The 20,214-nt window shown below is 69.9% G+C and carries 19 protein-coding genes; 6 read left to right on the top strand and 13 right to left on the bottom strand.

Translation table 11 applies throughout. The features are described 5' to 3' along the window. Positions 1 to 19: 19 nt before the first annotated feature. Complete coding sequence (gene rarD / locus RBR11_RS10355) at positions 20 to 958, bottom strand: EamA family transporter RarD (RefSeq protein ID WP_308489251.1); 939 nt, start codon at positions 956 to 958, stop codon at positions 20 to 22. 370 nt (positions 959 to 1,328) lie between these two features. Beyond that, positions 1,329 to 1,625, bottom strand: coding sequence for a co-chaperone GroES (gene groES, locus RBR11_RS10350; protein ID WP_045273364.1), 297 nt, complete (start codon positions 1,623 to 1,625; stop codon positions 1,329 to 1,331). A 149-nt stretch (positions 1,626 to 1,774) separates the two neighbouring features. Here groES and RBR11_RS10345 point away from each other — a divergent pair, with 149 nt between their 5' ends. After that, the gene (locus RBR11_RS10345) at positions 1,775 to 2,983 is read left to right on the top strand and encodes a class I SAM-dependent methyltransferase (protein WP_308489250.1); all 1,209 of its coding nucleotides are present in this window, start codon (positions 1,775 to 1,777) and stop codon (positions 2,981 to 2,983) included. A gap of 25 nt (positions 2,984 to 3,008) precedes the next feature. Here the strand turns inward: RBR11_RS10345 and RBR11_RS10340 are convergent, their stop codons facing one another. Together RBR11_RS10340 and RBR11_RS10335 are read right to left on the bottom strand one after the other, a co-directional pair. Beyond that, a complete protein-coding gene (locus RBR11_RS10340) occupies positions 3,009 to 3,788 on the bottom strand; it encodes a GntR family transcriptional regulator (protein WP_308489249.1) in 780 nt (259 codons plus the stop codon). 113 nt (positions 3,789 to 3,901) lie between these two features. Next, positions 3,902 to 4,810, bottom strand: a complete 909-nt coding sequence (locus RBR11_RS10335; RefSeq protein WP_308489248.1) for an ABC transporter substrate-binding protein — start codon at positions 4,808 to 4,810, stop codon at positions 3,902 to 3,904. Positions 4,811 to 5,071: 261 nt separating this feature from the next. Here RBR11_RS10335 and RBR11_RS10330 point away from each other — a divergent pair, with 261 nt between their 5' ends. Both RBR11_RS10330 and RBR11_RS10325 read left to right on the top strand, forming a co-directional pair. Further along, entirely contained in the window at positions 5,072 to 6,547 is a 1,476-nt protein-coding gene (locus RBR11_RS10330; protein ID WP_308489247.1) for an MFS transporter, read from the top strand. 72 nt (positions 6,548 to 6,619) lie between these two features. After that, positions 6,620 to 8,035 (top strand): M24 family metallopeptidase, encoded by a 1,416-nt coding sequence (locus RBR11_RS10325; RefSeq protein WP_308489246.1) that lies wholly within the window; start codon positions 6,620 to 6,622, stop codon positions 8,033 to 8,035. 87 nt (positions 8,036 to 8,122) lie between these two features. Here RBR11_RS10325 and RBR11_RS10320 read toward each other — a convergent pair whose 3' ends face one another. The 3 genes from RBR11_RS10320 to RBR11_RS10310 form a co-directional block, all read right to left on the bottom strand. Then, complete coding sequence (locus RBR11_RS10320) at positions 8,123 to 9,037, bottom strand: ABC transporter substrate-binding protein (protein WP_308489245.1); 915 nt, start codon at positions 9,035 to 9,037, stop codon at positions 8,123 to 8,125. Between the two features lie 48 nt (positions 9,038 to 9,085). After that, positions 9,086 to 10,498, bottom strand: a complete 1,413-nt coding sequence (locus RBR11_RS10315; protein ID WP_308489244.1) for a M24 family metallopeptidase — start codon at positions 10,496 to 10,498, stop codon at positions 9,086 to 9,088. A gap of 78 nt (positions 10,499 to 10,576) precedes the next feature. Beyond that, positions 10,577 to 12,022: an MFS transporter gene (locus RBR11_RS10310; RefSeq protein WP_308489243.1), complete on the bottom strand. Its 1,446-nt coding sequence runs from the start codon at positions 12,020 to 12,022 to the stop codon at positions 10,577 to 10,579. A 419-nt stretch (positions 12,023 to 12,441) separates the two neighbouring features. On the opposite strand from RBR11_RS10310, the gene RBR11_RS10305 reads away from it, so the two are divergent. Continuing rightward, on the top strand, positions 12,442 to 13,140 hold the full coding sequence (locus tag RBR11_RS10305) for a GntR family transcriptional regulator (RefSeq protein ID WP_308489242.1): 699 nt from the start codon (positions 12,442 to 12,444) through the stop codon (positions 13,138 to 13,140). A gap of 22 nt (positions 13,141 to 13,162) precedes the next feature. Here RBR11_RS10305 and RBR11_RS10300 read toward each other — a convergent pair whose 3' ends face one another. The 6 genes from RBR11_RS10300 to RBR11_RS10275 are packed head-to-tail and all read right to left on the bottom strand — an operon-like array spanning position 13,163 to position 18,629. Beyond that, positions 13,163 to 13,567 carry a hypothetical protein gene (locus RBR11_RS10300; RefSeq protein WP_308489241.1) on the bottom strand — a complete coding sequence of 135 codons (405 nt, stop codon included), beginning with the start codon at positions 13,565 to 13,567 and terminating at the stop codon, positions 13,163 to 13,165. Continuing rightward, a complete protein-coding gene (gene tsaD / locus RBR11_RS10295; RefSeq protein WP_308489240.1) occupies positions 13,564 to 14,664 on the bottom strand; it encodes a tRNA (adenosine(37)-N6)-threonylcarbamoyltransferase complex transferase subunit TsaD in 1,101 nt (366 codons plus the stop codon). The genes RBR11_RS10300 and tsaD overlap by 4 nt, the downstream gene beginning before the upstream one ends. Beyond that, positions 14,661 to 15,173: a ribosomal protein S18-alanine N-acetyltransferase gene (gene rimI, locus RBR11_RS10290; protein WP_308489402.1), complete on the bottom strand. Its 513-nt coding sequence runs from the start codon at positions 15,171 to 15,173 to the stop codon at positions 14,661 to 14,663. The genes tsaD and rimI overlap by 4 nt, the downstream gene beginning before the upstream one ends. A gap of 35 nt (positions 15,174 to 15,208) precedes the next feature. After that, positions 15,209 to 15,832: a tRNA (adenosine(37)-N6)-threonylcarbamoyltransferase complex dimerization subunit type 1 TsaB gene (gene tsaB, locus RBR11_RS10285; protein WP_308489239.1), complete on the bottom strand. Its 624-nt coding sequence runs from the start codon at positions 15,830 to 15,832 to the stop codon at positions 15,209 to 15,211. Further along, positions 15,829 to 17,037 (bottom strand): hypothetical protein, encoded by a 1,209-nt coding sequence (locus tag RBR11_RS10280; protein ID WP_308489238.1) that lies wholly within the window; start codon positions 17,035 to 17,037, stop codon positions 15,829 to 15,831. The genes tsaB and RBR11_RS10280 overlap by 4 nt, the downstream gene beginning before the upstream one ends. Then, positions 17,034 to 18,629, bottom strand: coding sequence for a sensor histidine kinase (locus RBR11_RS10275; RefSeq protein WP_308489237.1), 1,596 nt, complete (start codon positions 18,627 to 18,629; stop codon positions 17,034 to 17,036). Before RBR11_RS10275 ends, RBR11_RS10280 begins: the two co-directional genes overlap by 4 nt. A 205-nt stretch (positions 18,630 to 18,834) precedes the next feature. Between RBR11_RS10275 and RBR11_RS10270 the strand changes: the two genes are divergently transcribed. Both RBR11_RS10270 and RBR11_RS10265 read left to right on the top strand, forming a co-directional pair. Continuing rightward, positions 18,835 to 19,524 carry a SipW-dependent-type signal peptide-containing protein gene (locus RBR11_RS10270; RefSeq protein WP_308489236.1) on the top strand — a complete coding sequence of 230 codons (690 nt, stop codon included), beginning with the start codon at positions 18,835 to 18,837 and terminating at the stop codon, positions 19,522 to 19,524. A 23-nt stretch (positions 19,525 to 19,547) separates the two neighbouring features. Beyond that, complete coding sequence (locus RBR11_RS10265; RefSeq protein ID WP_308489235.1) at positions 19,548 to 20,207, top strand: SipW-dependent-type signal peptide-containing protein; 660 nt, start codon at positions 19,548 to 19,550, stop codon at positions 20,205 to 20,207. Positions 20,208 to 20,214 lie beyond the last annotated feature (7 nt).

Genomic DNA, 20,214 nt, shown 5'->3' with positions numbered 1-20,214 from the left:
TGGGATCCCGAATCCGATGTCAGAGCGGATCGGGGGTCGCCTCGAGCGCGGAGCGGCTCCGTTCGCGCCGTGCGGTGACCGCGAGGTCGGCGACGAACACGGCGATCGCGATCCACATCACGGCGAATCCGATCCAGCGCGCCGGTGGCATCTCCTCGTGCTTGAGGAGCACCCCCTCGGCGAACTGCATGACCGGGGTGATGAACTGGATCATACCGATCGCGACGAGGCCGATCCGGCGCGTCCCGGCCGCGAAGAGCAGCAGCGGCACGGCCGTGGCGATCCCGGCGAAGCTCAGCAGCAGCGCGTGCACGGGACCGTTCGCGCCCATCGTGATCCCGGTCGTCGCGCCCACCGCGATGAGCTGCACGACCGCGACCGGCAGCAGCCAGAGCGACTCCAGGGTGAGCCCGCTGATCGCGTCGACGGAGGGTCCGATCTTCTTCTTGACCAGGCCGTACAGGCCGAACGACGCGGTCAGGAGCAGCGCGATCCAGGGGAACTTCCCGTACGCGAAGACGATCACACCGATCGCGACGACGGTGATCCCGATCGCGACCCACTGCATCCGGCGGATCCGCTCGTGCAGCACGAAGAAGCCGAGCAGCATCGTGGCGATCGGGTTGATGAAGTAGCCGAGGCTCGTCTCGACGATGTTGCCGCCGAGGGTGGCGAGGACGAACACCTGCCAGTTGACGTAGATGAGCGCGCCGGCGAGGGCCGTGAGCGCGGCCAGGCGCGGCTGCCGCAGGATCGCGATGACGCGGGCCCAGCCGCGGGTGACCGTGAGCAGGATCAGGCAGAAGACGAAGGACAGCGCGACGCGCCATGCCACCAGCTCCCACGCGCCGGTCGGCTCCAGCAGCAGGAAGTAGAGGGCGAGAAGGCCCCAGAGCAGGTAGGCGCCGACCGCCGAGGCGACGCCGACGGACTGGGCGCTGCGTTCAGTGGTGGTCACCGATCAACCCTAATGCGACGGCGCTCCCCCGGATGGTCCGCCTGCCCTCTCGGCTCGGCCCTGCTTGTTCAATCTCTCCGCGCTCACACCCCACGCTCACTCCCCACGCTCACGCCCCACGCTGCTCTTCTCGCCGGAAAACGGAGAGCCGGGTCCGTCGATCCGGCGTGTCGATGGGGATCCGTCCGCGACGCGCCGCGATCCTCTCCGTTTTCCGAGGCCGGATCGGATCCTCCGGGGCCGGATCGGATCCTCGGGGCCGGATCGGATCCCCGGGGGCCGGGGGGCCGGGGGGCCGGATCCCGGGGGCCGGGGACGACGAAGGCCCGGATGCGCAGGGCATCCGGGCCTTCGATACGTCAGTGCGAGCTCAGCGCACGACCACCGCGAGGACGTCGCGAGCCGACAGCACGAGGAACTCCTCGGCGCCGAACTTCACCTCGGTCCCGCCGTACTTGCTGTAGAGCACGCGGTCGCCGACGGTCACGTCGAGCGGAACGCGGTTGCCGTTGTCGTCGATGCGGCCGGGGCCCACGGCCACGACCTCGCCCTCCTGGGGCTTCTCCTTGGCGGTGTCGGGGATGACCAGGCCACTCGCGGTGGTCTGCTCGGCCTCGACCTGCTTGATGACGATGCGGTCCTCGAGCGGCTTGATGGAAACCGACACGGTCTACCTCTTTCTTGACGGTTCAAGACTGGTTAGCACCCTCAGCCCGAGAGTGCTAACGACAGTCTAGGCACATCGCTGGCACTCATGCAATGCGAGTGCCAGCCGGGCGGGAGTTCCGCGGAGGCGCCCCGCCCTAGGCTGGACGGATGGACATGGCCGAGCTCACGACCCTGCTGACGCCCGAGGCACTGCGGATGCTGGACGAGCTCGGGCCGATCGAGTCCACCGACGCCGCCGCGAAGGCCGTGATGCGGCTGCGGTCCGCCGGGCACTCCCCCGCGTTCGTCTCGGCCGTGGTCGGGCAGGCCCGGCTGCGCACGAAGGCCACCGCGAAGTTCGGCGAGTTCGCCCCGCGCATGCTGTTCACGCGGGCGGGGCTCGAGCAGGCGACCCGGCTCGGCGTCGCCGCACGGCACGCCGGCCGGATGCGGTCGGCCGGCGTCGGGCACGTGTCGGATCTCGGCTGCGGGATCGGCGGCGACGCGCTCGCCTTCGCCGGCGCCGGCCTGCGGGTCACCGCGGTGGACGCGGACGAGGTCACGGCCGCGCTGGCGGCGTTCAACCTCGCGCCGTTCGGGTCGGACGCCGAGGTGCGGCACGGGTTCGCGCAGGATCATGCGCCGGGCTCTTCGACGAACTCGGAGACAGGGACCGAGGCGGTCTGGCTGGATCCCGCCCGGCGCACCTCGGGGCACAGCGAGACCAAGCGGGTCTCCGCCGACGACTACTCACCGTCGCTGGACTGGGCGTTCGCGCTCGCGGAGCGGATCCCGACCGGCATCAAGCTCGGGCCCGCGCACGATCGCGACGCGATCCCCGCCGGCGTCGAGGCGCAGTGGGTGAGCGCGGACGGCGACGTCGTCGAGCTCGTGCTGTGGTCGGGGATCCTCGCCCGCGAGGGCGTCCGGCGAGCGGCTCTCGTGATCCGCGGCGACCGCAGCCACGAGCTGACCGCGCCCGCCGACGCCGAGGACGCCGAGGTCCGCGAACTCGGCGCCTATCTGCACGAGCCCGACGGGGCGGTGATCCGCGCCCGGCTCATCGGCGACCTCGCCCGCAGCCTCGACGCGGGCATGCTCGATCCGCACATCGCGTACCTCACCTCCGACGCGCCCGCCGACAGCCCGTTCGCGGCATCGTTCCGGGTGCGCGAGGTGCTGCCGATGAACCCGAAGGTGATCGGCGCGACGCTGAAGAAGGCCGGCATCGGCCGGCTCGAGATCAAGAAGCGCGGAGTGGACGTGGATCCCGCCGTGTTCCGCAAGAAGCTGGCCTTGCGCGGCGCCGAGGCGGCGACGCTGATCCTCGTGCGCGTCGGCGACAAGCGGCACGCGATCCTCGCCGACCGGGTCTGACGCCGGCGCACGGCGATCGCCCGGATCAGCTGTTGACGAGCGTCATCTCGAACGAGTAGAGATCGGGCCGGTAGCAGTGCCGGCCGAACTCGACGGCCCGGCCGTCGTTGTTGTACGCCGTGCGCTCCATCGTGAGCACCGCGGCGCCCTCGGGGATGCCGAGAAGCCGGCCTTCCTCGGCCGTGGCGCCGCGCGCGCCGACCTGCTGATACGCCACGCTGATCTGCGTGCCCCGCCCCTGGAGCACGCCGTAGAGGCCCCGCGTCCTGAGGTCGTCGTCGGCGATCGAGGCGAACTCGATGGGCAGCGAGTTCTCGAGCACGGCGAGCGGCACGCCGTCCGCATACCGGAGGCGACGCAGGTGCAGCACGTCCACCCCCTCCGGCACGGAGAGGATCTTCGCCGTCTCCGCATCGGCGGGGACGACCTCGCGCACGAGAAGATCCGTGGTGGGGTTCCGCGAGCCGCGCAGCAGGTCGTCGTAGAGCCCGGAGAGCTCGAACTTGCGGGTCACCGGTCGCTGCACGACCTGGGTGCCGATGCCGCGACGCCGCACCAGCAGCCCCTTGTTCACCAGCTCCTGGATCGCCCGCCGGATCGTCGGGCGGGAGATGCCGAGACGCTCGCCGAGCGACACCTCGTTCTCGAGCCGGATGCCGGTGGGCAGCGTGCCGTCGGCGATCGCCGCCTCGATGATCTCGGCGATCTGGTAGTAGAGCGGTATGCGTCCGGAGCGGTCGAGGCGAAGGAAGAGATCGCCGGTCGGAAGAGGCTCGCCGACCTCGCCGTTGCCCGTCGTGCTCATGTCGCCCCCTGACCGTGAAAGCCCCTCCGACTTTGTCACAATCATAAGACAACAGCATGAACAGCCCGGGACCCGGCCCGCGTGACGGACCGGGTCCCGGCGTTCGCGGTCGGCTACGCCCGGGCCGCGACGAGGTCCCGGGTGAACCGGGTGTCGACGAGATCCTCGAAGGCCGGCGCCGTGGGCACCATCTTCTCATCGGCGAGGATCCCCATCCAGCGTCCGACCGCAGCGGGATCGAAGGCCGCGCTCGCCCACACCTGACTCGCGGCGAGCTCCGCCTGCACCGACCGGAGCAGCTCCTGGTCGGCGTCCGGCCACCGCTCGGCGAGCACGGCCCGGACGACCGGGTCATCCGCCGACATCCGGGTCATGGCCTCGGCGATGCACGCGCTGAACCGGGAGATGCGGTCCGCGAGCTCGTCCACACGGTCGGCGAGGCAGTAGTAGACACTGTTCGGCATGATGCCGCCCGCCTCGAGGTGCCGGAAGACGATCGTCCCGCCGCCGGCCGCCTGCAGCTGCGCGGCCGAGGTGAGGTCGAGGATGATCCCGTCGCCCGTGCCCGCGCGGTACATGTCCAGCAGCATCCTGGTGGACAGATCGCGGATGAACGTCACGTCGCGCGGGTCGATCCCCTGCTCGCGGATCAGACCCGCCGTGAACGCGTACGGAGCGCTGCCGCCGGCACCGGGGGCGAGGATCGTCATTCCCCGCAGCTGTGCGAGGTCGAACGCGGGGATGTCCTCGCGCAGGACGATCGCCATCGGGAACTGGTGGTTCAGCTGGCAGACGACGGTCAGCCGCGGTTCGGCACCGTAGAGCATCCCCGGCACCCAGATCCCGCCCAGGGCCAGGTCCGCCTCCCCCGAGACGAGGTCGTCGAGCACGCCCGTCCACGGATCCTTCGCCCGAGCGACGACCGTCAGCCCCGCCTTCTCGAACAGCCCCGCCGCGTCGGCCACGTACTCGGGCAGGTAGTTCTGGCCGTTCGCGGTGGCGGAGATCCTCAGTGCGTCCATAACAGCTCCTTCGCTTCGCCGGGCGGCCCCGCCCGGCGATCATCTGGTGGCGACTCGGGGCAGCACAGCCGCTGCTGCGGCGCCTCTGCCCTCGCCTCAGCGTACGTCAACTAAGACATGAACGGAAGACATCTTATTGATCTCTTGACTTAACAAAGTTCGAGGACTAGAACTTCCCTTACACCACCCCCGACAATCACGTGCAGGGACGGTCAGTTCAACGTCGAACTCCTGCACGGCAAGGGATAAGGAGATCCCGCAATGACCACCAACGATCGGGCCGAAAGGCACGACACCGCCGCCCCGCCCTCCCCCGGCGTCCCGAAGCCGGGCGAGGGCACGCTCACCACCGCCATCGAGCGGATCGGATGGACGCGCGTCCATACGTTCGTCGTCGTCATGGTGCTCGGCGGGATGTTCTTCGACGCGCTCGAGCAGGACACCACCGGAGCCATCGTCGAAGGACTCAAGGCCAGCTTCGGCATGGGCACAGCCCAGATGACGCTGCTGAACACGGTGATGATCATCGGCGGACTCGTCGGCCGGCTGCTCACCGGCTGGATGGCGGATCGCTACGGTCGTCGGTTCGTCCTCTCGTTCAACCTGGTCCTGTACACGATCGGCGGTCTGCTCAGCGCCGTCGCGCCGGATGCCGGCTGGCTCTTCGTCACCCGCTTCATCGTCGGTGTGGGCCTGGGCGGCGAGTTCACCGTCGGCCTCGCGCTCGTCTCCGAGATCGTGCCGACCCGGTTCCGCGGAACGGTGGCGGCGTCCCTGAACATCGGCTCCGGCGGCATCGGCAACTTCGTCGCCTTCGGCCTCTTCCTGATCGTCCTGGGACCGCTCAACGACGTCCTCGGCGGCACCGCGAGCAGCTGGCGCTGGCTCTACGTGTTCCTCGCGGTTCCCGCGCTCCTCGTCATCGTCATCCGCCGGTACATGCCCGAATCCCCGCGGTTCCTGCTGTCCCAGGGGCGCGTCGACGAGGCCAACCGCGCCCTCACCGTCCTCAACTCGCAGAGCCTCATCCCGCGCTCGGAGCAGAAGACGCTCACGCCGCGGGTGTACGTGACCGAGGCCGACGTCCCCAAAGCGGCGAACCGGCGCGTCCCGCTCCGCAGCCTCTTCGCCACGCACTCGCTCGGCCGGACGGCGGCGATCGGAATCGCGTCCTGGATGTCCTTCGGCGCCCAGATCACCCTGCTGGTCCTGATGCCCACCATCCTCCTCTCGAAGGGGTACAGCATCACGGCGAGCCTCGGATTCACCATGATCATGAACCTCGGCAGCCTGGTCGGCGCGAGCGCGGCGGCGTACTTCGCCTACCGGTTCCGGCGCAAGGCGGTCGTGGTCCTGGGGGCGGTCCTCGGCTGCCTCTCGGCGATCGCCTTCGCGAGCTTCTCGAACGGCGTCGCGCTGATCCTCGTGCTGGGCGCCGTCTTCCAGTTCTTCGCGCTCCTGCTCAACACGACCCTGGCCGCGTGGTCGCCGGAGATCTACCCGACGCACGTCCGCGCCCTGGGGACGTCGGTCGTCAACGGGATCGGCAACGTGTCCGGTGCCGTCATGCCGCTGATCGCCGTCCCGCTGTTCGCCGCGTTCGGCGTCCCCGGCGTCTTCATCCTCCTCGCCGGGATGTACGTCCTGCTGGCGATCGCCGCGGTGTTCGCGCCGGAGACGCACGGCAAGACGCTCGAGGACATCAACCCCGAGGACGCGGTCATCAGCATCGCCTGACCGCGCCGGGGACGATCCCCACCGCCCGGCGGCTTCGACGCCGATTCAGACAAGACAGAGAGAAGAGAAGACATGAGTTCGACAGAGCAGCTGCTGAAGGGCTTCGAACCCGACTTCGAGTTCGTCGGAGCGCCTCCGCTGGCCGAGGCCGAGTATGCGGATCGGATCCGCCGGGTGCGCCGGGACGCGACGGTCGCCGGATACGACGCCGTGGTGGTGCACACCGGCCCGGCCGGCTGGTACCACACCACCAACGACTATCTGCGCTACCTCTGCGACTGGGCGCGGGAGGGCGTGCTGATCATCCCGACGGACGAGACGGGCACGCCCGAGATCGTCTCCTTCTGGACCGAGACGGTCCTGCTGCCGCCGAAGGGCGAGCCGGTGGGCATCGACGACATCTGGCAGGTCTCCCCCTTCGGGCGGGAGAGCGTCGGCCGTCCGGGGTCGCCGTTGAAGAAGACGGTCGAGGCGGTGGCCGACATCCTCGATCGGCTCGGGCTCTCCCGCGGGAGCATCGGGCTGATCGGCGATGCCCAGGGCAGTGCGGCCGGCTTCTTCACGGGGATCCGCGCGGTGATGCCAGGCGCCGAGTTCGCGAACGACAACGGGATCGTGGACCGGATGCAGCGGGTGCGGTCGGCGGGCGAGGTCGCGCTGATCCGCTCGGCGGCCCAGCTCATCGACATCGCCTGCCAGGCGGCGTACCACGTCACCCGCCCCGGCGTCACCGACTACGAGATCTACGCGGCGTTCACGTACGCGCAGCTCTCCCGGGGCGGCGAGACCGGCGACGGCTACCAGATCGGCATCAGCAGGTACGGCGCGCACTGCGGCAAGCCCTACGGGCACGTCGTGCGCCCTGGCGACCTGATCAACCTGTACGTCTCGAACGTCAGCTACCACGGCTACTGCGCGCAGACCGCGCGAATGATCGCGGTGGGCGACGTGACCGAGGAGCAGGACCGTGTCCTGGAGATGTGCACCGAGGGCGTGTACCGGGCGGAGCAGCTCATCAAGCCCGGGGCGCGCTTCCAGGATCTGCACAACGCCGCGTTCAGCTCGTACATCGAGCGGGGCTACATGACGGACGCGGAGACGCGCACGATGCCCTACATCTGGTCCGCCCTGGACGACGGCAGCCCTCGGCAGGTTCCGAAGCAGTACGTCGAGGACGAGGACTGGGAGGCGCAGGGGCGCAAGCTCATGCACGTGTGGCCCGCGACGAAGGGACCGCACAACCCGAACCTGGGTCACGCCGTCGGCACCCCGATGCTGCCGCACTACAACGTGACGTCGCACAACACCGACGTCATGGAGCCCGGCATGTGCTTCGTGCTGCACGCGCAGTGGCTCGAGCCGCTCGTCTCCGGATGCAACGTCGGCAACATGTACGTCGTCACCGAGGACGGGTTCGAGAACCTGAGCAACCACACGCCCCTGGACACGCACCGTGTCGAAGTCGCGAAGTCGCTGACGCTCGCGTGACGCGCACCTCCCTCTGAGGACACCCGCTCGGCCGGGGTCCGGTGAAGCACCGGGCCCCGGCCGATCCACGCGCGGGAACGACGCTGCTCATGCGGGCTCCAGCTCCGTCGCCATGTCCATCGCCGTCACGTCGACCAGATCCTCGTACGGGATCGGATCGCGGAACAGCGGAACATCGTGCTGGAACGCGATCCACCGTTCGTAGGACTCGCGCGTGATGCGCGTGCTCTCCCAGGTCTGCGTGGCGAGGAGGTAGTCGATCACCGGCTCCAGCACGGCGGGGTCGGCGTGCGGCAGCACCTGCGTGCCGATGCTCAGCAGCTCAGGCACCTTCTCGCTCATCACGCGGTCCATCGCCCGCTGCACGCCGATCAGCATGCGGCCGACCCGATCGCTCAACTCCTCGACCCGATCACGACGGACGTAGTAGACGCTGTTCGGCACCGGACCGCCGAGCCGGGCCAGGTTGTAGCTCATCGCTCCCGCCCCGCGCGCCTGCAGGCTCGCCGCCGTGTAGAGGTCCACCAGGATCGCGTCGCCCAGGCCGGATTCGAAGCACTCGGTGAGCAGCTCGGTCGACAGGTCCCGGACGAAGCGGCAGTCGCGGGGATCCACGCCGGCCTCCTTCATCACGCCGGCCAGGAAGGTGTATCCGGCCGTGCCGCCCGCACCGGGCACGACGATCGTCTTGCCGCGCAGGTCGGGCAGCGTGAAGCCCTCGACGGGCGTGCGCAGGACCACCTCCTGGGCGTACCGTCCGTTGAGCTGCCCGACGCACACGAGATCGCGGTCGGAGCCGTGCAGCATCGCGGGCACCCAGAGCCCGCCCAGGGCGACGTCGGCGGTCCCGTCGGCCAGCTTGTCGAGCAGGTCCTCCCAGGGATCCTGCGGATCTCGGATGACCTCGAGGTCCTGCTCGGCGAAGTAGCCGCTCTGCTCGGCAAGGTTGTGCACGAGGTAGTTCTGGCCCCATCCGGTCGATACCAGGTTCAGCGTGTCCATGAATGTCTCCTCACTATGTCGTCTCTGGTCGTCGTGCCGCCGACGGCCCTACGCACCGACCCGGTAGGGCTCCAGCGGAGTGTGGTGCGAGAGGTTCTCGTAGCCGTCCTCCGTCACCAGGTAGAGGTCCCCGATGTTGGAGCCGGCCACCTGCGGCTCGAGCCACTGCGCGTGCAGCACGAAGATCATGCCGGGCTTCAGGATCTCGGTGTTGAGCGAGGTGATGTTGTACTCCAGGAAGCCCATCATGTCGATCTGGTGGCCGAGGTTGGGGTTGTGCGGGCCCGGCGTCGCCGGGTAGACGTGCATGAGCGTGCGTCCCTGGGCCTCCCAGTCCGGATCCGGGACGTGCTGGTACGGGATCCTGCGGGGCGTGCCGTCGTCCTGCGCGCTCCAGTTGAACGGCATCCTGCCCGTCTCGACCGAGTCGAGGTATCCGCGCTCCACGTAGGCCTCGAACGCCGCGTTGTTCAGCGCGCTGGCGGGGATCCCCGGCCGGATGACCCGTTCGGCCCTGCGCACGGCGTCGACGGTCATGTCGAGCACTTCCTCCTGCTTGGCGGTGATGTCGCCGACCACCATCATCCGCGAGGTCTGCGAGGAGTAGCCGTGGTAGCAGACGTTCGAGACGTAGAGGTTGAGGATGTCGCCGTTTCGGATCGTCCTGCCGTAGGGCTTGCCGCAGTGCGTGCCGAACTCGTTGACGCCGAGCTGGTAGCCGTCACCGGTCTCGCCGCCGCGCGTCATCTGGGCGTAGGTGAAGGCGGCGTACACCTCGTAATCGGTGACTCCCGCACGCAGGACGTGGCACGCGGCCTCGTAGCCGATGCTCACCAGCCGGCTGGCGGCGCGGATCTGATCCTGCTCGGCCTTCGAGCGGACCAGCTGCATGCGATCGATGATCCCGGCGTCCTCGACGAACTTCGCACTCGGCAGGGCCTCGCGCAGGCCGGACCAGATCGGCGTCGACTGGAGGTCTCCGATCAGGCCGATCTGCGTGCGGGTGAGTCCCATCCGCTTCAGCACCGAGACGGACGCGGCGATGACGTTGTCCGTGGTGTTCCCTGGACGACCCGTGTACTCGCGGCCCACGATGCCCACCTGCCAGATGTCCGCGATGCCGACGGCCTCGCCGGCCGGCGGGAGCAGCACCGCTCCGGAGTAGATCGTGAGCAGCTCCGGTGCGATGTTCTCGTCGGTGGGGAGGATCAGTACTCCCTCCCGCGGCCAGTCGCACACGTAGCGCAGGTAGCCGTTCGAGGTGTGGTACCAGCCCACCATGCTCGCGTTGATGAGGATGACCTCGTGACCCGCGACGACGGCGTCGCGACGGATCCGGCGGATGCGGTCCTCGTAGTCCGACTCGGGCACCTGGCCGATCGGTTCGAACTCGAAGGACGGTTCGAACCCCCTCAGCAGGTCTTCGAAACGTTCGATCTTGACGGCGCCTGGTTCACGCATCCGGCATCCTCTCTCTACGGTCCCGTGTGCCCGGGAATGGGGTGATCAGGTCTGTGCGGTCGCGGCCGGGGAGGTCGGTCATACCTCGATCTCCTCGAGGTCGCGGCCCCGCGTCTCCGGCGGCACCAGGACGGCCAGCGTGATGATGCCGTACATCACGGCGAACATCACGAAGACGCCGTTGATCCCGACCGCCACGGCGACCGCGGCTGCGATCGGCGGCAGCAGCATGCTCGACGACGTCGAGATGGCGTTCAGGAACGAGGTGCCCCGGGCGCGGATCGCGGTCGGGAACTGCTCCGGCCACCACGCGGCCAGGGTCGTGTTCAGCAGCATCGAGCAGATCTTGAACAGCGCGCCGAAGAGCATGATCGTCACCGGATCCTGTGCGAACAGGGCGAAGGAGATGCCGACGATGCAGCCGGCGAAGGCCGCGAGGATCAGCACCCGCTTGCGCGCGACCTTGCCCGCGAGGAATGCGGCCAGCGATGCGCCGGTCAGCCCGCCGAGGTTGGTGATCATCGTGAACAGCAGGCTGTCGGTGATCGAGTACCCCTTGTCCATCAGCATGACGGGCAGCAGGACGAAGAGCGTGCCGTTGGCTCCGAAGGAGAGCCACGACGCGAGGCCGAGGGCGGCCAGCTTGCGGATGGACTTCCCGGTCGTGAAGAGCACCTTCAGCGGCGACTTGTCCTTCGACGCGGGAGCGGGGATGTCCGCCTCAGTGACGAAGGTCTTCACCTCGTCGTCCGAGACCTTGGTGCGCAGCGACCCGGACTCGAGGATCGTCAGCACCCTGTTCGCGCCGAGCACGTCCCCCTTGGACAGCAGATACCGCGGCGACTCGGGCAGATACCGTCGGAAGAACACCACCATCAGCGATGGGACCGCGAGGAAGACCAGCAGCCACCGCCAGCTGTGCACGGTGCCGCCGAGCATGTCGTTCATCCCGCCGAGCACCAGCAGGAAGAGCGCATAGGCGACGAAGTTGCCGATGCCGCCGGATCCGATGTTCAGCGAGGCCGACACCGTGCCGCGGTGCCGGGTGGCGACCATCTCCGAGATCATCGCCAGGCCGATGGTGAACTCACCGCCCAGACCGATGCCGACGACGATGCGGAAGAGGACGAACAGCTCGATGTTCGGGGACAGCGCCGTGAGAAGTCCCCCGATCGTGTACAGCAGCAGATTGAGGCTGAGCACCCAGCGGCGTCCGAACTTGTCGCCGAGGTAGCCGGCCAGCAGGCGTCCGATGATGAAGCCGAACGTCTCGAACGTCGCCATGAATCCGAGCTGCTGGGTCGTGGTGTCGAAGCTCGCGTGCAGGCCGCCGGCGATGGCGCCCATCGCGTTCTCCTCGAGAGCCGAGAAGAACATTCCGGCGAGGACCAGGGCGAGGATGACCTTCTGCGCGCGATTGAAGCCGATCCTGTCGAGAACGACCGGTATCGCGGCGGTTCCGGTCGGAAGGGGGGCGCGCTGCCCCTGATCGCGTGTCGATTGAGAGTGCTGCTGTCCATCCATGACGGTCTCCTTTGACCTGGGTATGGCCCGAACATCGGCGAGAAGCGTGAATCGTCAACGGGACTGCGTGGGCGAACGCGTCGAAATCCAGACCGCGGCGGCGATCGCGGAGCCCTCCGGGTGGAGAGAGCCGGATCACCCGTCCATCTCACTGGTATGCAATGTGGTGACCATAGCAACCGCGAACGAACGTTGTAAACCCCAATTTGCCCGAAAAATCAGGGATCAATTGACTTGCAGTCAACGTCAGTTGATCTACATCTACCCTGATTGCATACCAGTTGCTAAGATCGGGCTCATTCGGAATCCTCAGCGAGCTCTGCGGACTTCCGGCGGCGCCGGCGGCGCCGGCGAGTTCGCGCGCCGTTTTCGACGGAAGGAGGGCATCGAGCGACGTGTGGCGACCGCGACTTGCAAGAATGGCTCATGCATACCGCGCGGAGCACACGGTGACCACGGATCAGCAAGAGGCGATCTCCTCGTCGGAGCAGGCGTATCTGCTGACCCGCGAGGCGATCATCGCCGGCGATCATCCCTCCGGCGCCCGCCTCACCGAGCGCGTGATCTCCGACGCCCTGCACATGTCCCGGGTGCCCGTCCGGGAGGCGCTGCGGCGCCTCGAGGACGAGGGGTACATCCGCACCTATCCGCAGCGCGGCGCCGTGGTCAACCAGCTCACGCTCAAGGACGCGGTCGAGCTCTACGACATGCGGCGCATCCTCGAGGTGCCGGCGGCGCAGCAGGCGGCCCTCGCGGTGGCCGAAGGGCGCGCCTCTCCGCATCTGAAAGACGCGCTGGATCAGGCGGCGTCGGCGACGCTGGCGGTCGACCGGTCGGAGATCCAGCTGGCGAACAGGAGCTTCCACGCCGCCGTCGCCGCATTGAGCGGCAACGACCTGCTCATCAAGACCACGGCTCCGCTCCTCGGCCGCTTCCGGTGGCTGAGCGCGCTCAGCGGCGGAGCGGATCCGGATGTGGAGCTCGCCGAGCACTCCGGGTTGTGCGAGGCGATCTACGCGGGCAACGCCGACCTCGCAGGGGCCCTGGCCTTCGCGCACATCGAACGAGGCAGGCTCTCATCGCTGCCGAAGCTCGCCCTGGTCCTTCCCCCGCGCTAGCGGCACCGACCGCCACTTCGCGCTATCCGAACCAGCCGAACCGGTAGGCCGCCCAGATCAGCCAGCCGGCGCTGTAGAGCGTCGCGACGGAGCCGAGGACGAGCGCCCAGATCGACATCGTCCGGCTCTCCAGCGGGCGGCGCAGGGACAGTGTCGCGGCGACCACGGCGATGAGCGCCACCGGGATCCCCCAGCCGACGAAGAGGGACGCGAACAGCGCGACGATCGCGGAGAGCAGGGCCCACGGCGCGAGCCGCGGCTCGTCGACCGGGATCGCGTCGGTGCCGACCGTCGGCTCCCAGGCCGTGTCCTCGACGGCGGATCCCTCGTGATCGAGCTGCGGGCCGCTCTCCGTGCGCACGGGCGTCGGCGCGGTCGGCAGCTTCGTGTACCGATCCGGATCCGTTCCCCCCGTGCTCACGGTCATCCGATCCCGGCGACGGCGCTCTCGGCGGCGCGGCCGGCGGCGGCGACCTGGATCTCGGTGACCGGCAGCGTGGAGTCCGCGCCGAACGCGAGCGTGGACGCCGGGCGGCCGGACGAGATGAGCTCCGCGGCGAGCACGGCGATCATCGCTCCGTTGTCGGTGCACAGCGACAGCGGCGGGATCCGCACGGTCACGCCCGCGGCGGCCGCCCGCTCCAGAGTCAGCTCGCGCAGCCGGCGGTTCGCGATCACCCCGCCGCCGAGCAGCAGCCGGGGCACGCCGCGGTCGGCGCACGCGGCGAGGGCCTTGGTCACGAGCACGTCGACGACGGCCTCGCGGAAGCTCGCGGCCACGTCGGCGACCGGGACCGGTTCGCCGGCGGCCTCAGCGCGCTCGATCCAGCGTGCGACAGCCGTCTTCAGGCCGGAGAAGGAGAAGTCGTAGCGATGCTTCTCGAGGTCGGAGGCGCGGGAGAGCCCGCGCGGGAACCGAATCGCGGCCGGGTCGCCGTCGAGCGCCGCGCGGTCGATCTCGGGGCCTCCCGGGTACGGCAGGCCGAGGATCCGGGCGACCTTGTCGAACGCCTCCCCCGCGGCGTCGTCCATCGTCTCGCCGAGCAGCTCGACGTCCGTCGTCAGGTCGCGCACGTGCAGCAGCGAGGTGTGCCCGCCGGAGACGAGCAGCGCGATGGTCGGGTACTCGAGCGGTTCGGAGTCGGGCGTGAGGATGTCCGCTGCGATGTGCCCGACGAGATGATTGACCGCGTACAGGGGCTTGCCGAGCGAGACGGCGAGGCCCTTCGCGGCGCCGATCCCGACCATGAGCGCCCCGGCGAGGCCCGGTCCGCTCGTGACGGCCACGGCGTCGAGGTCCTCCAGGCGCACCCGCGCCTCGGCGAGGGCGCGCTCGATCGCGGGCTGCAGCTCCTCGAGGTGGGCGCGCGCGGCGACCTCCGGCACGACCCCGCCGTAGCGCGCGTGCTCGTCCATGCTCGACGCGATCGCGTTGGACAGGAGCGTTCGCCCGCGGACGATCCCGATCCCGGTCTCGTCGCAGCTCGTCTCGATCCCGAGCACGAGCGGTTCGATCGCGCTCATCCGTGTCCCACTTCTTGTTGTGGCGTGTCCCCATTTCTGCTGTCCGAAGGCCCTTCGGACAGCAGAAAGTGGGACACGGTCTTTCGGTCCCGCCCGCGCAGGTCGAGCTTCATCACGATCGCGTCGACGTCGTCGGGCTGGTAGTAGCGGGGGCGCCGGCCGATCTCCACGAAACCCTCCGAGACGTACAGCCCCTCGGCGACCGGATTGTCGGCGCGCACCTCGAGGAACACCTCGTGGGCGCCGCGGGCGGCGGCCTCGCCCAGCAGCACCCGCAGCAGCGCTCTGCCGCGGCCGGATCCACGATGCTCGGCGTCGAGGGCGATGGTCTGGATGTCGGCGTCCGGGGAGCCCGCCAGGGCGCGCACGCCGCCGTAGCCGACGATCCGCTCCGCACCGCCCCCGGGCTCGACGTCGACGAAGTAGCGCCCGTGCGGGCTGTCGAGCTCGGCGGTCATCAGCTCGGTGCTCCACGCGTCGGTCGGGAACGAGCGGCGCTCGATGTCCATGATCCCGTCCAGATCCGCGCCGGTGGCCGGGCGGATCACAGGCCCACCCGCTTGGGCGCGGCGGGCACGCGCGCGTCGGGGGCGCGCAGGTACAGCGGCTCGGATCCGGCGAGCGTGCGGCCCGCGGCGAGCGCGCGCCGGGCGACCCGGGCGAGCGCCGCGGCGGAGAGCGAGGCGACCTCGATCCGGCGGAGCGCCCCCAGCCGGCGGTCGATCTCGGCGCGCGGCACGAGCACCGTGTCGACGACGACGTGCGGGATGCCGTCCACGTCGAGTCCCTCGTACACGGTGACGGCGCTCTCCCTGCGGCGGGCGTCGGTGAGGATCGCGAACGGCTGGGCCGGCGCCTCCTGCTCGTAGAACGCGAGCGCGGCGGCGTGGTGGCTGGGCACCGCGACGACCGGGATCCCCCGGCCGAGCGCGAACGCGCGGGCGGCGGCGATCCCGATGCGCAGGCCCGTGAACGGCCCGGGGCCCATGCCGGCGGCGACGTGGTCGATCCGCTCGTCACCGACGCTCGCGAGCACCTGCTCCATCAGGGCGCCGATCACCTCGGCGTGCCCGAGCGGTTCGGCGTTCGCGACCTCGACGAGGGTGCGTCCGTCACGGCCGATCAGACCGACGGCGGTGCCCAGGGAGGTGTCGACGCCAAGAATCACTCCTCCAGGGTAGTCAACGACTCCGTCGGCCGCGCGCGCCGCCACCGGTCACCGCCGCGATCGCGCGCCTGGCCCGCGGCCTCGCCGGCCGCGGCGGAGAGCGTGTCGAGGTCGAACCCGAGCACTCCGGCCTCGGCCCAACCGATGCTCGCCGACATCCGCATCCCCGCGAGGGGCCCGGTCTCCTCGAGCCTCGAGACGCGGGAGAGGACCTCCCGCAGGTGGTGCTGCATCTGCTCCTCCCCGCCGGGCAGGAGCACGAGCTCCTCGGCACGGGACAGCCAGACGGAGTCGGCCGTCGCCGGCATCGCCTCGCGCACGTGGGCGTGGAACATCTCCACGACCCTCGAGAACACGGCCTGCCCGCTCGCCTCCCGCAGGTCCTCGGGGTCGTCCAGACGGACGCGGAGCACCGACCACGCGGTGTCGCGGTGCTGCTCGGCGCGCGCCAGGCGGTCCCGCAGCAGATCCTCCCCCACGCCCGAGGCGCCGCCGGACGTGCGGCCCGACGTGCCGCGGTGCGCGGGCTCCTCGCGGACGAGGAGCAGGATCGTCACCGTCGCGCACACGCAGCTGAGCAGGATCCCGACGCCGTTCACGTCGCGCAGCATGCTGAGCTCGTCTCCCGGATTGGATCCGACGCCGAAGAACCCTGCGACGACGCCGAGTACGGCCACGACGCCGAACGCCCCGGAGATCAGCACGAGCGGCATCACCGCATCCCGCATGCCGAGCCGGGTCTGCAGCCGCAGCAGTTCGGACGCGACCAGGACGGCGAAGACCGCGACGGCCGAGAACACGATCCGGAACATCACCGGGTACAGGTCCGAGGTCGCGGAGGACGCGAGCAGCGCCGGGATCGCGAAGAGCGTGATCCCCACGGCGATCCAGTTCACCCGGCGGGCCGCGTAGTGCCGCACGCCCGCCCAGATCAGCGGCTCGAAGCACAGCACGAGACCCGCGGACAGCGCCCGCATGACGGCGTTGTCGGTCTCGTTGCCGACGACCCACAGGTAGGTGCCGATCATGCCCATGCCGAAGGCCGCCGACCATGCCACGGTCGCCGCACCCGGTCGGGGCAGCAGGCCGAGGGTCACCACGAGAGCTGTCGTCAGCGTGACCACGGCGATGAGGCTCACCGAGAGGTCGACGTGGATCCCCCCGGTGAGAGGGGCGGCTGCACCGTGGACGAGTGCCGGGATCATGTGTCCTCGCTCTGGATCGTGCGGCGCGGGAAGCGCACCCGGATGCGGGTGCCGGCGCCGGGTGCGCTGCCGACCTCGACGGACCCGCCGTGCTCGGTGACGATCCCCTGCACGACGCCCATCCCGAGCCCTGTGCCGGGGACGCCGCTGCGCACGGCCTCCTCCGCCCGGAAGTACGGCTGGAAGATCCGCTCGACATCGGCGGCGGTCATCCCGCGCCCCGTGTCGACGACGACGAGTTCGGCCTGCCCGTCTGCGGCGACGCCGACGTCGATGTCGATGCTGCCCCCGCTCGGGGTGTACTTGACCGCGTTGCTGAGCAGGTTGTCGATCACCTGCCGCAACCGGAACGGATCGCCTTGGATGAGCACGGTGTCCGACCCGGATGCCGCCAGTCTCTGCTGCCCCGCCTGCGCCGTCGGCGCGAACAGCGCGACCGCCGCATCGACGAGAGCGCGCAGATCGACCGGCTCGAACACGCGACGCGCGGCGGGTGCCTCCGCGAGCGCGGCCGCGACGAGGCTCTGCATCCGCTGCCCTGCGTGCTCGACGACCTCGAGCTGGTCGCGGGCCCGCTCCGGCAGATCGTCGCGGTCGAGCATGAGTTCGATGTGCCCGAGGATCGCGGTGAGCGGGTTGCGCAGTTCGTGCGACATGATCGCCGACATCGTCCGCCGCGCTTCCGCCGCCTCCCGCAGGGCCGTGACGTCTTCGACGACGAGAAGGGTGGGCCGGGGCCCGTCGAACAGGCTGTCGATCGACTGGGTCGAGACCTCGAGACTCCGCCAGCGCCCCTCCACGTCGAAGAGCCAGACCCGCTCATCCTGCAGGTGCTCGCCCCGGGCGGCACGGGCGAGCGTGGTGCGCTCGGGCGGAAGCGGTTCGCCCTCGCGGTCGTCGTACTCGACCGCGGGCGACGGCAGCCGGGCCCCGTAGCTGTCGCGCCCGTAGAGACGGCGGTAGGCCTCGTTCATCTTGAAGACCGTGCCGTCCGCGGCGAGCGCGAGGAGCGCCGTGTCGAGCGCGTCGATGATCTGGGTGATCTGCTGCTCCCGCGTCTTCGCGCGGCGCTCGGCCCGGTCGGCCTGCTCCGACTGCCGTCGCAGCAGGCGCCGGGCGGCGTGGCGGCGACGGACCCCGATCCGGATGGAGGTGCCGAGGAAGCCGAGCGCGAGCGCTGTCACGAGGGCGCGCAGGATCCCGTCCTCGAGCGCCCCGCCCTGCGTGCCGAGAACGAGCAGGGAGGCGGTGATGAGCGCGATCGCGCTCAGGATCGTGGCGACCGAATAGTAGGAAGCCAGCCAGACGATCGGAAAGACCCAGAGGAAGGTCAGGCGGACGTCCTGCGCCTGCGCGGTGAGGCCGATCGCGATGATGTCGAGGAACGGCACGACCTGCGCGACCCGGGCCGGCATTCGGCCCCACGGCACGACGATCACGAGGACCGTGACGAGCACGACCATGAGCAGTCCCGCCGCGAACAGGGGCCTGGCGAACACGGTCGGCTTGAGGCCGGCGATGAGCACGGCGGACGTCGCCACGGCGGCGCCGAAGATCAGCTGCCACCGCCAGATCGACGTCGTCCGCGCCATGTGCCGATCCTCCGTCGGCGGCTCTCCGCCGCATGCGTGTCTGAAGGGAAGGGCCGTTTCTCAGGGCCCGCTCAACTCTGCCGCAAGACTACTCAAAGATCAGCCGAAGTCCGTTTTTTCCTCCTCCGCCTGGCCATAACGTCAAGTCATGGCCGGACCTGCCTGGGGACGCCGGGTCCGGCCCCATGAACCAGAAGTACCCGACATGAGACGACACACCCAGGAGGACGCCATGGAAAGCACCGGCACCACCCAGACCCGCAGCGCAGCGCGCCGCATCCGCACGACCGCCTCGACCCGCAAGAAGGTCCTGGCGCTGCTGGCCGGAGGCCTGGCGCTCGGCGTCGGAACGGCCGTCACGCTGGCCAGCTGGAACGACTCGGAGTTCGCGACCGGCACCTTCACCGCCGGCACGTTCAACATCCAGGGGTCGACGACCTCGGCGACCACCGGGTTCAGCGACCACAACGTGAACAAGGGCGGGACGGCCGCGACGCTCGGCTTCACCGCCCCGTTCAGCAACATCTCCCCGGGCGACGTGGTGTACGCGCCGTTCTGGGTGCGCCTGGACGGCACGACGACGAACAACGCCACGCTCGTCGCATCGGCCGAGACGGGCAGCGGCACGAACGACGTGAACGTCTCGTACGCCGTGTACTCGGTCGGCCCCGCCGCCGCCTGCGACGCCACCGCCGTCACCGGCGGCACGCTCGTCGCCTCGGGCAGCGACCTGACCGGCTTCACCGCCGGAGCGAGCGTCTCCCTGGCCAAGGGCGCCAGCGCCGGCACCGCCGGCACCGCCGCCCAGCTGTGCGTGGTCGCGACCGCGAAGTCCACGCTGGTCCAGGGCGCCACCGCCACGACCACCCTGTCCTTCACCGCCACCTCGTACTGAGACCCACTCGGGAAGACACCCTCATGAACGCGCACGACGCCCCGACCCCCCGCAGCCGTCAGGCGCTGCGGGCGGGCCGGCAGCGGGCCCGCGGGATCCGGCTCCGCCGGATCCGCGCGGTCCTCGCCGGCGGGCTCGTGCTCGGTGTCGGCGCGGGGGTGACTCTCGCCAGCTGGAACGACGTGGAGAACACGACGGCCACGATCACCGCGAGCCGGTTCGGGATCCGCGGTGCGACGGACGGCACGACCTTCGCTCAGTACAACCCGACCGCGGCCACCCTCGGCTTCTCGGCCGTGGACGCGGCGGCGCTGTCGCCGGGCAAGACGATCTACGCGCTGTTCAGCGTGAAGACGATCTCCGGGTCCACGGCCGGCACCGTCCGCCTGATGGCCGGCACCTACGGCACGGGCACGCTCGCCGACTACCTCACCTACGGAGTGCGGACCGTCACGACGGCGCAGTGCGCACAGGCCTCCGACTACACCTCCACCGGCTCCGCAGCCGTGGTGCCGGACGGATCCGCCCTGAACACCTCGGCCACCGGGTCCCAGACCCTCACCGCGAACGGCACCGCACAGGTGAACTACTGCTTCGCGATCACGCTCCCCACGAGCACCCCGAACGCGGCTCAGGGCCTGACCCTGACCCAGACCTGGCAGTTCTCGGCGACGTCGAGCTGACCGCGAT

The sequence above is a fragment of the Microbacterium capsulatum genome, from assembly GCF_030865425.1.
GTDB classification, from domain to species: Bacteria; Actinomycetota; Actinomycetes; order Actinomycetales; family Microbacteriaceae; genus Microbacterium; species Microbacterium capsulatum.
Note: the sequence above shows the minus strand (reverse complement) of the source record. Positions and strands in the feature narration are given on the sequence as shown.

Coding starts and splice junctions, on each gene's coding strand:
- RBR11_RS10345 (WP_308489250.1), top strand. CDS start 1,775: ATGGACATGGCCGAGCTCACGACCCTGCTGACGCCCGAGGCACTGCGG.
- RBR11_RS10340 (WP_308489249.1), bottom strand. CDS start 3,788: ATGAGCACGACGGGCAACGGCGAGGTCGGCGAGCCTCTTCCGACCGGC.
- RBR11_RS10335 (WP_308489248.1), bottom strand. CDS start 4,810: ATGGACGCACTGAGGATCTCCGCCACCGCGAACGGCCAGAACTACCTG.
- RBR11_RS10330 (WP_308489247.1), top strand. CDS start 5,072: ATGACCACCAACGATCGGGCCGAAAGGCACGACACCGCCGCCCCGCCC.
- RBR11_RS10325 (WP_308489246.1), top strand. CDS start 6,620: ATGAGTTCGACAGAGCAGCTGCTGAAGGGCTTCGAACCCGACTTCGAG.
- RBR11_RS10320 (WP_308489245.1), bottom strand. CDS start 9,037: ATGGACACGCTGAACCTGGTATCGACCGGATGGGGCCAGAACTACCTC.
- RBR11_RS10315 (WP_308489244.1), bottom strand. CDS start 10,498: ATGCGTGAACCAGGCGCCGTCAAGATCGAACGTTTCGAAGACCTGCTG.
- RBR11_RS10310 (WP_308489243.1), bottom strand. CDS start 12,022: ATGGATGGACAGCAGCACTCTCAATCGACACGCGATCAGGGGCAGCGC.
- RBR11_RS10305 (WP_308489242.1), top strand. CDS start 12,442: ATGGCTCATGCATACCGCGCGGAGCACACGGTGACCACGGATCAGCAA.
- RBR11_RS10300 (WP_308489241.1), bottom strand. CDS start 13,567: ATGACCGTGAGCACGGGGGGAACGGATCCGGATCGGTACACGAAGCTG.
- tsaD (WP_308489240.1), bottom strand. CDS start 14,664: ATGAGCGCGATCGAACCGCTCGTGCTCGGGATCGAGACGAGCTGCGAC.
- rimI (WP_308489402.1), bottom strand. CDS start 15,173: ATGGACATCGAGCGCCGCTCGTTCCCGACCGACGCGTGGAGCACCGAG.
- RBR11_RS10280 (WP_308489238.1), bottom strand. CDS start 17,037: ATGATCCCGGCACTCGTCCACGGTGCAGCCGCCCCTCTCACCGGGGGG.
- RBR11_RS10275 (WP_308489237.1), bottom strand. CDS start 18,629: ATGGCGCGGACGACGTCGATCTGGCGGTGGCAGCTGATCTTCGGCGCC.
- RBR11_RS10270 (WP_308489236.1), top strand. CDS start 18,835: ATGAGACGACACACCCAGGAGGACGCCATGGAAAGCACCGGCACCACC.
- RBR11_RS10265 (WP_308489235.1), top strand. CDS start 19,548: ATGAACGCGCACGACGCCCCGACCCCCCGCAGCCGTCAGGCGCTGCGG.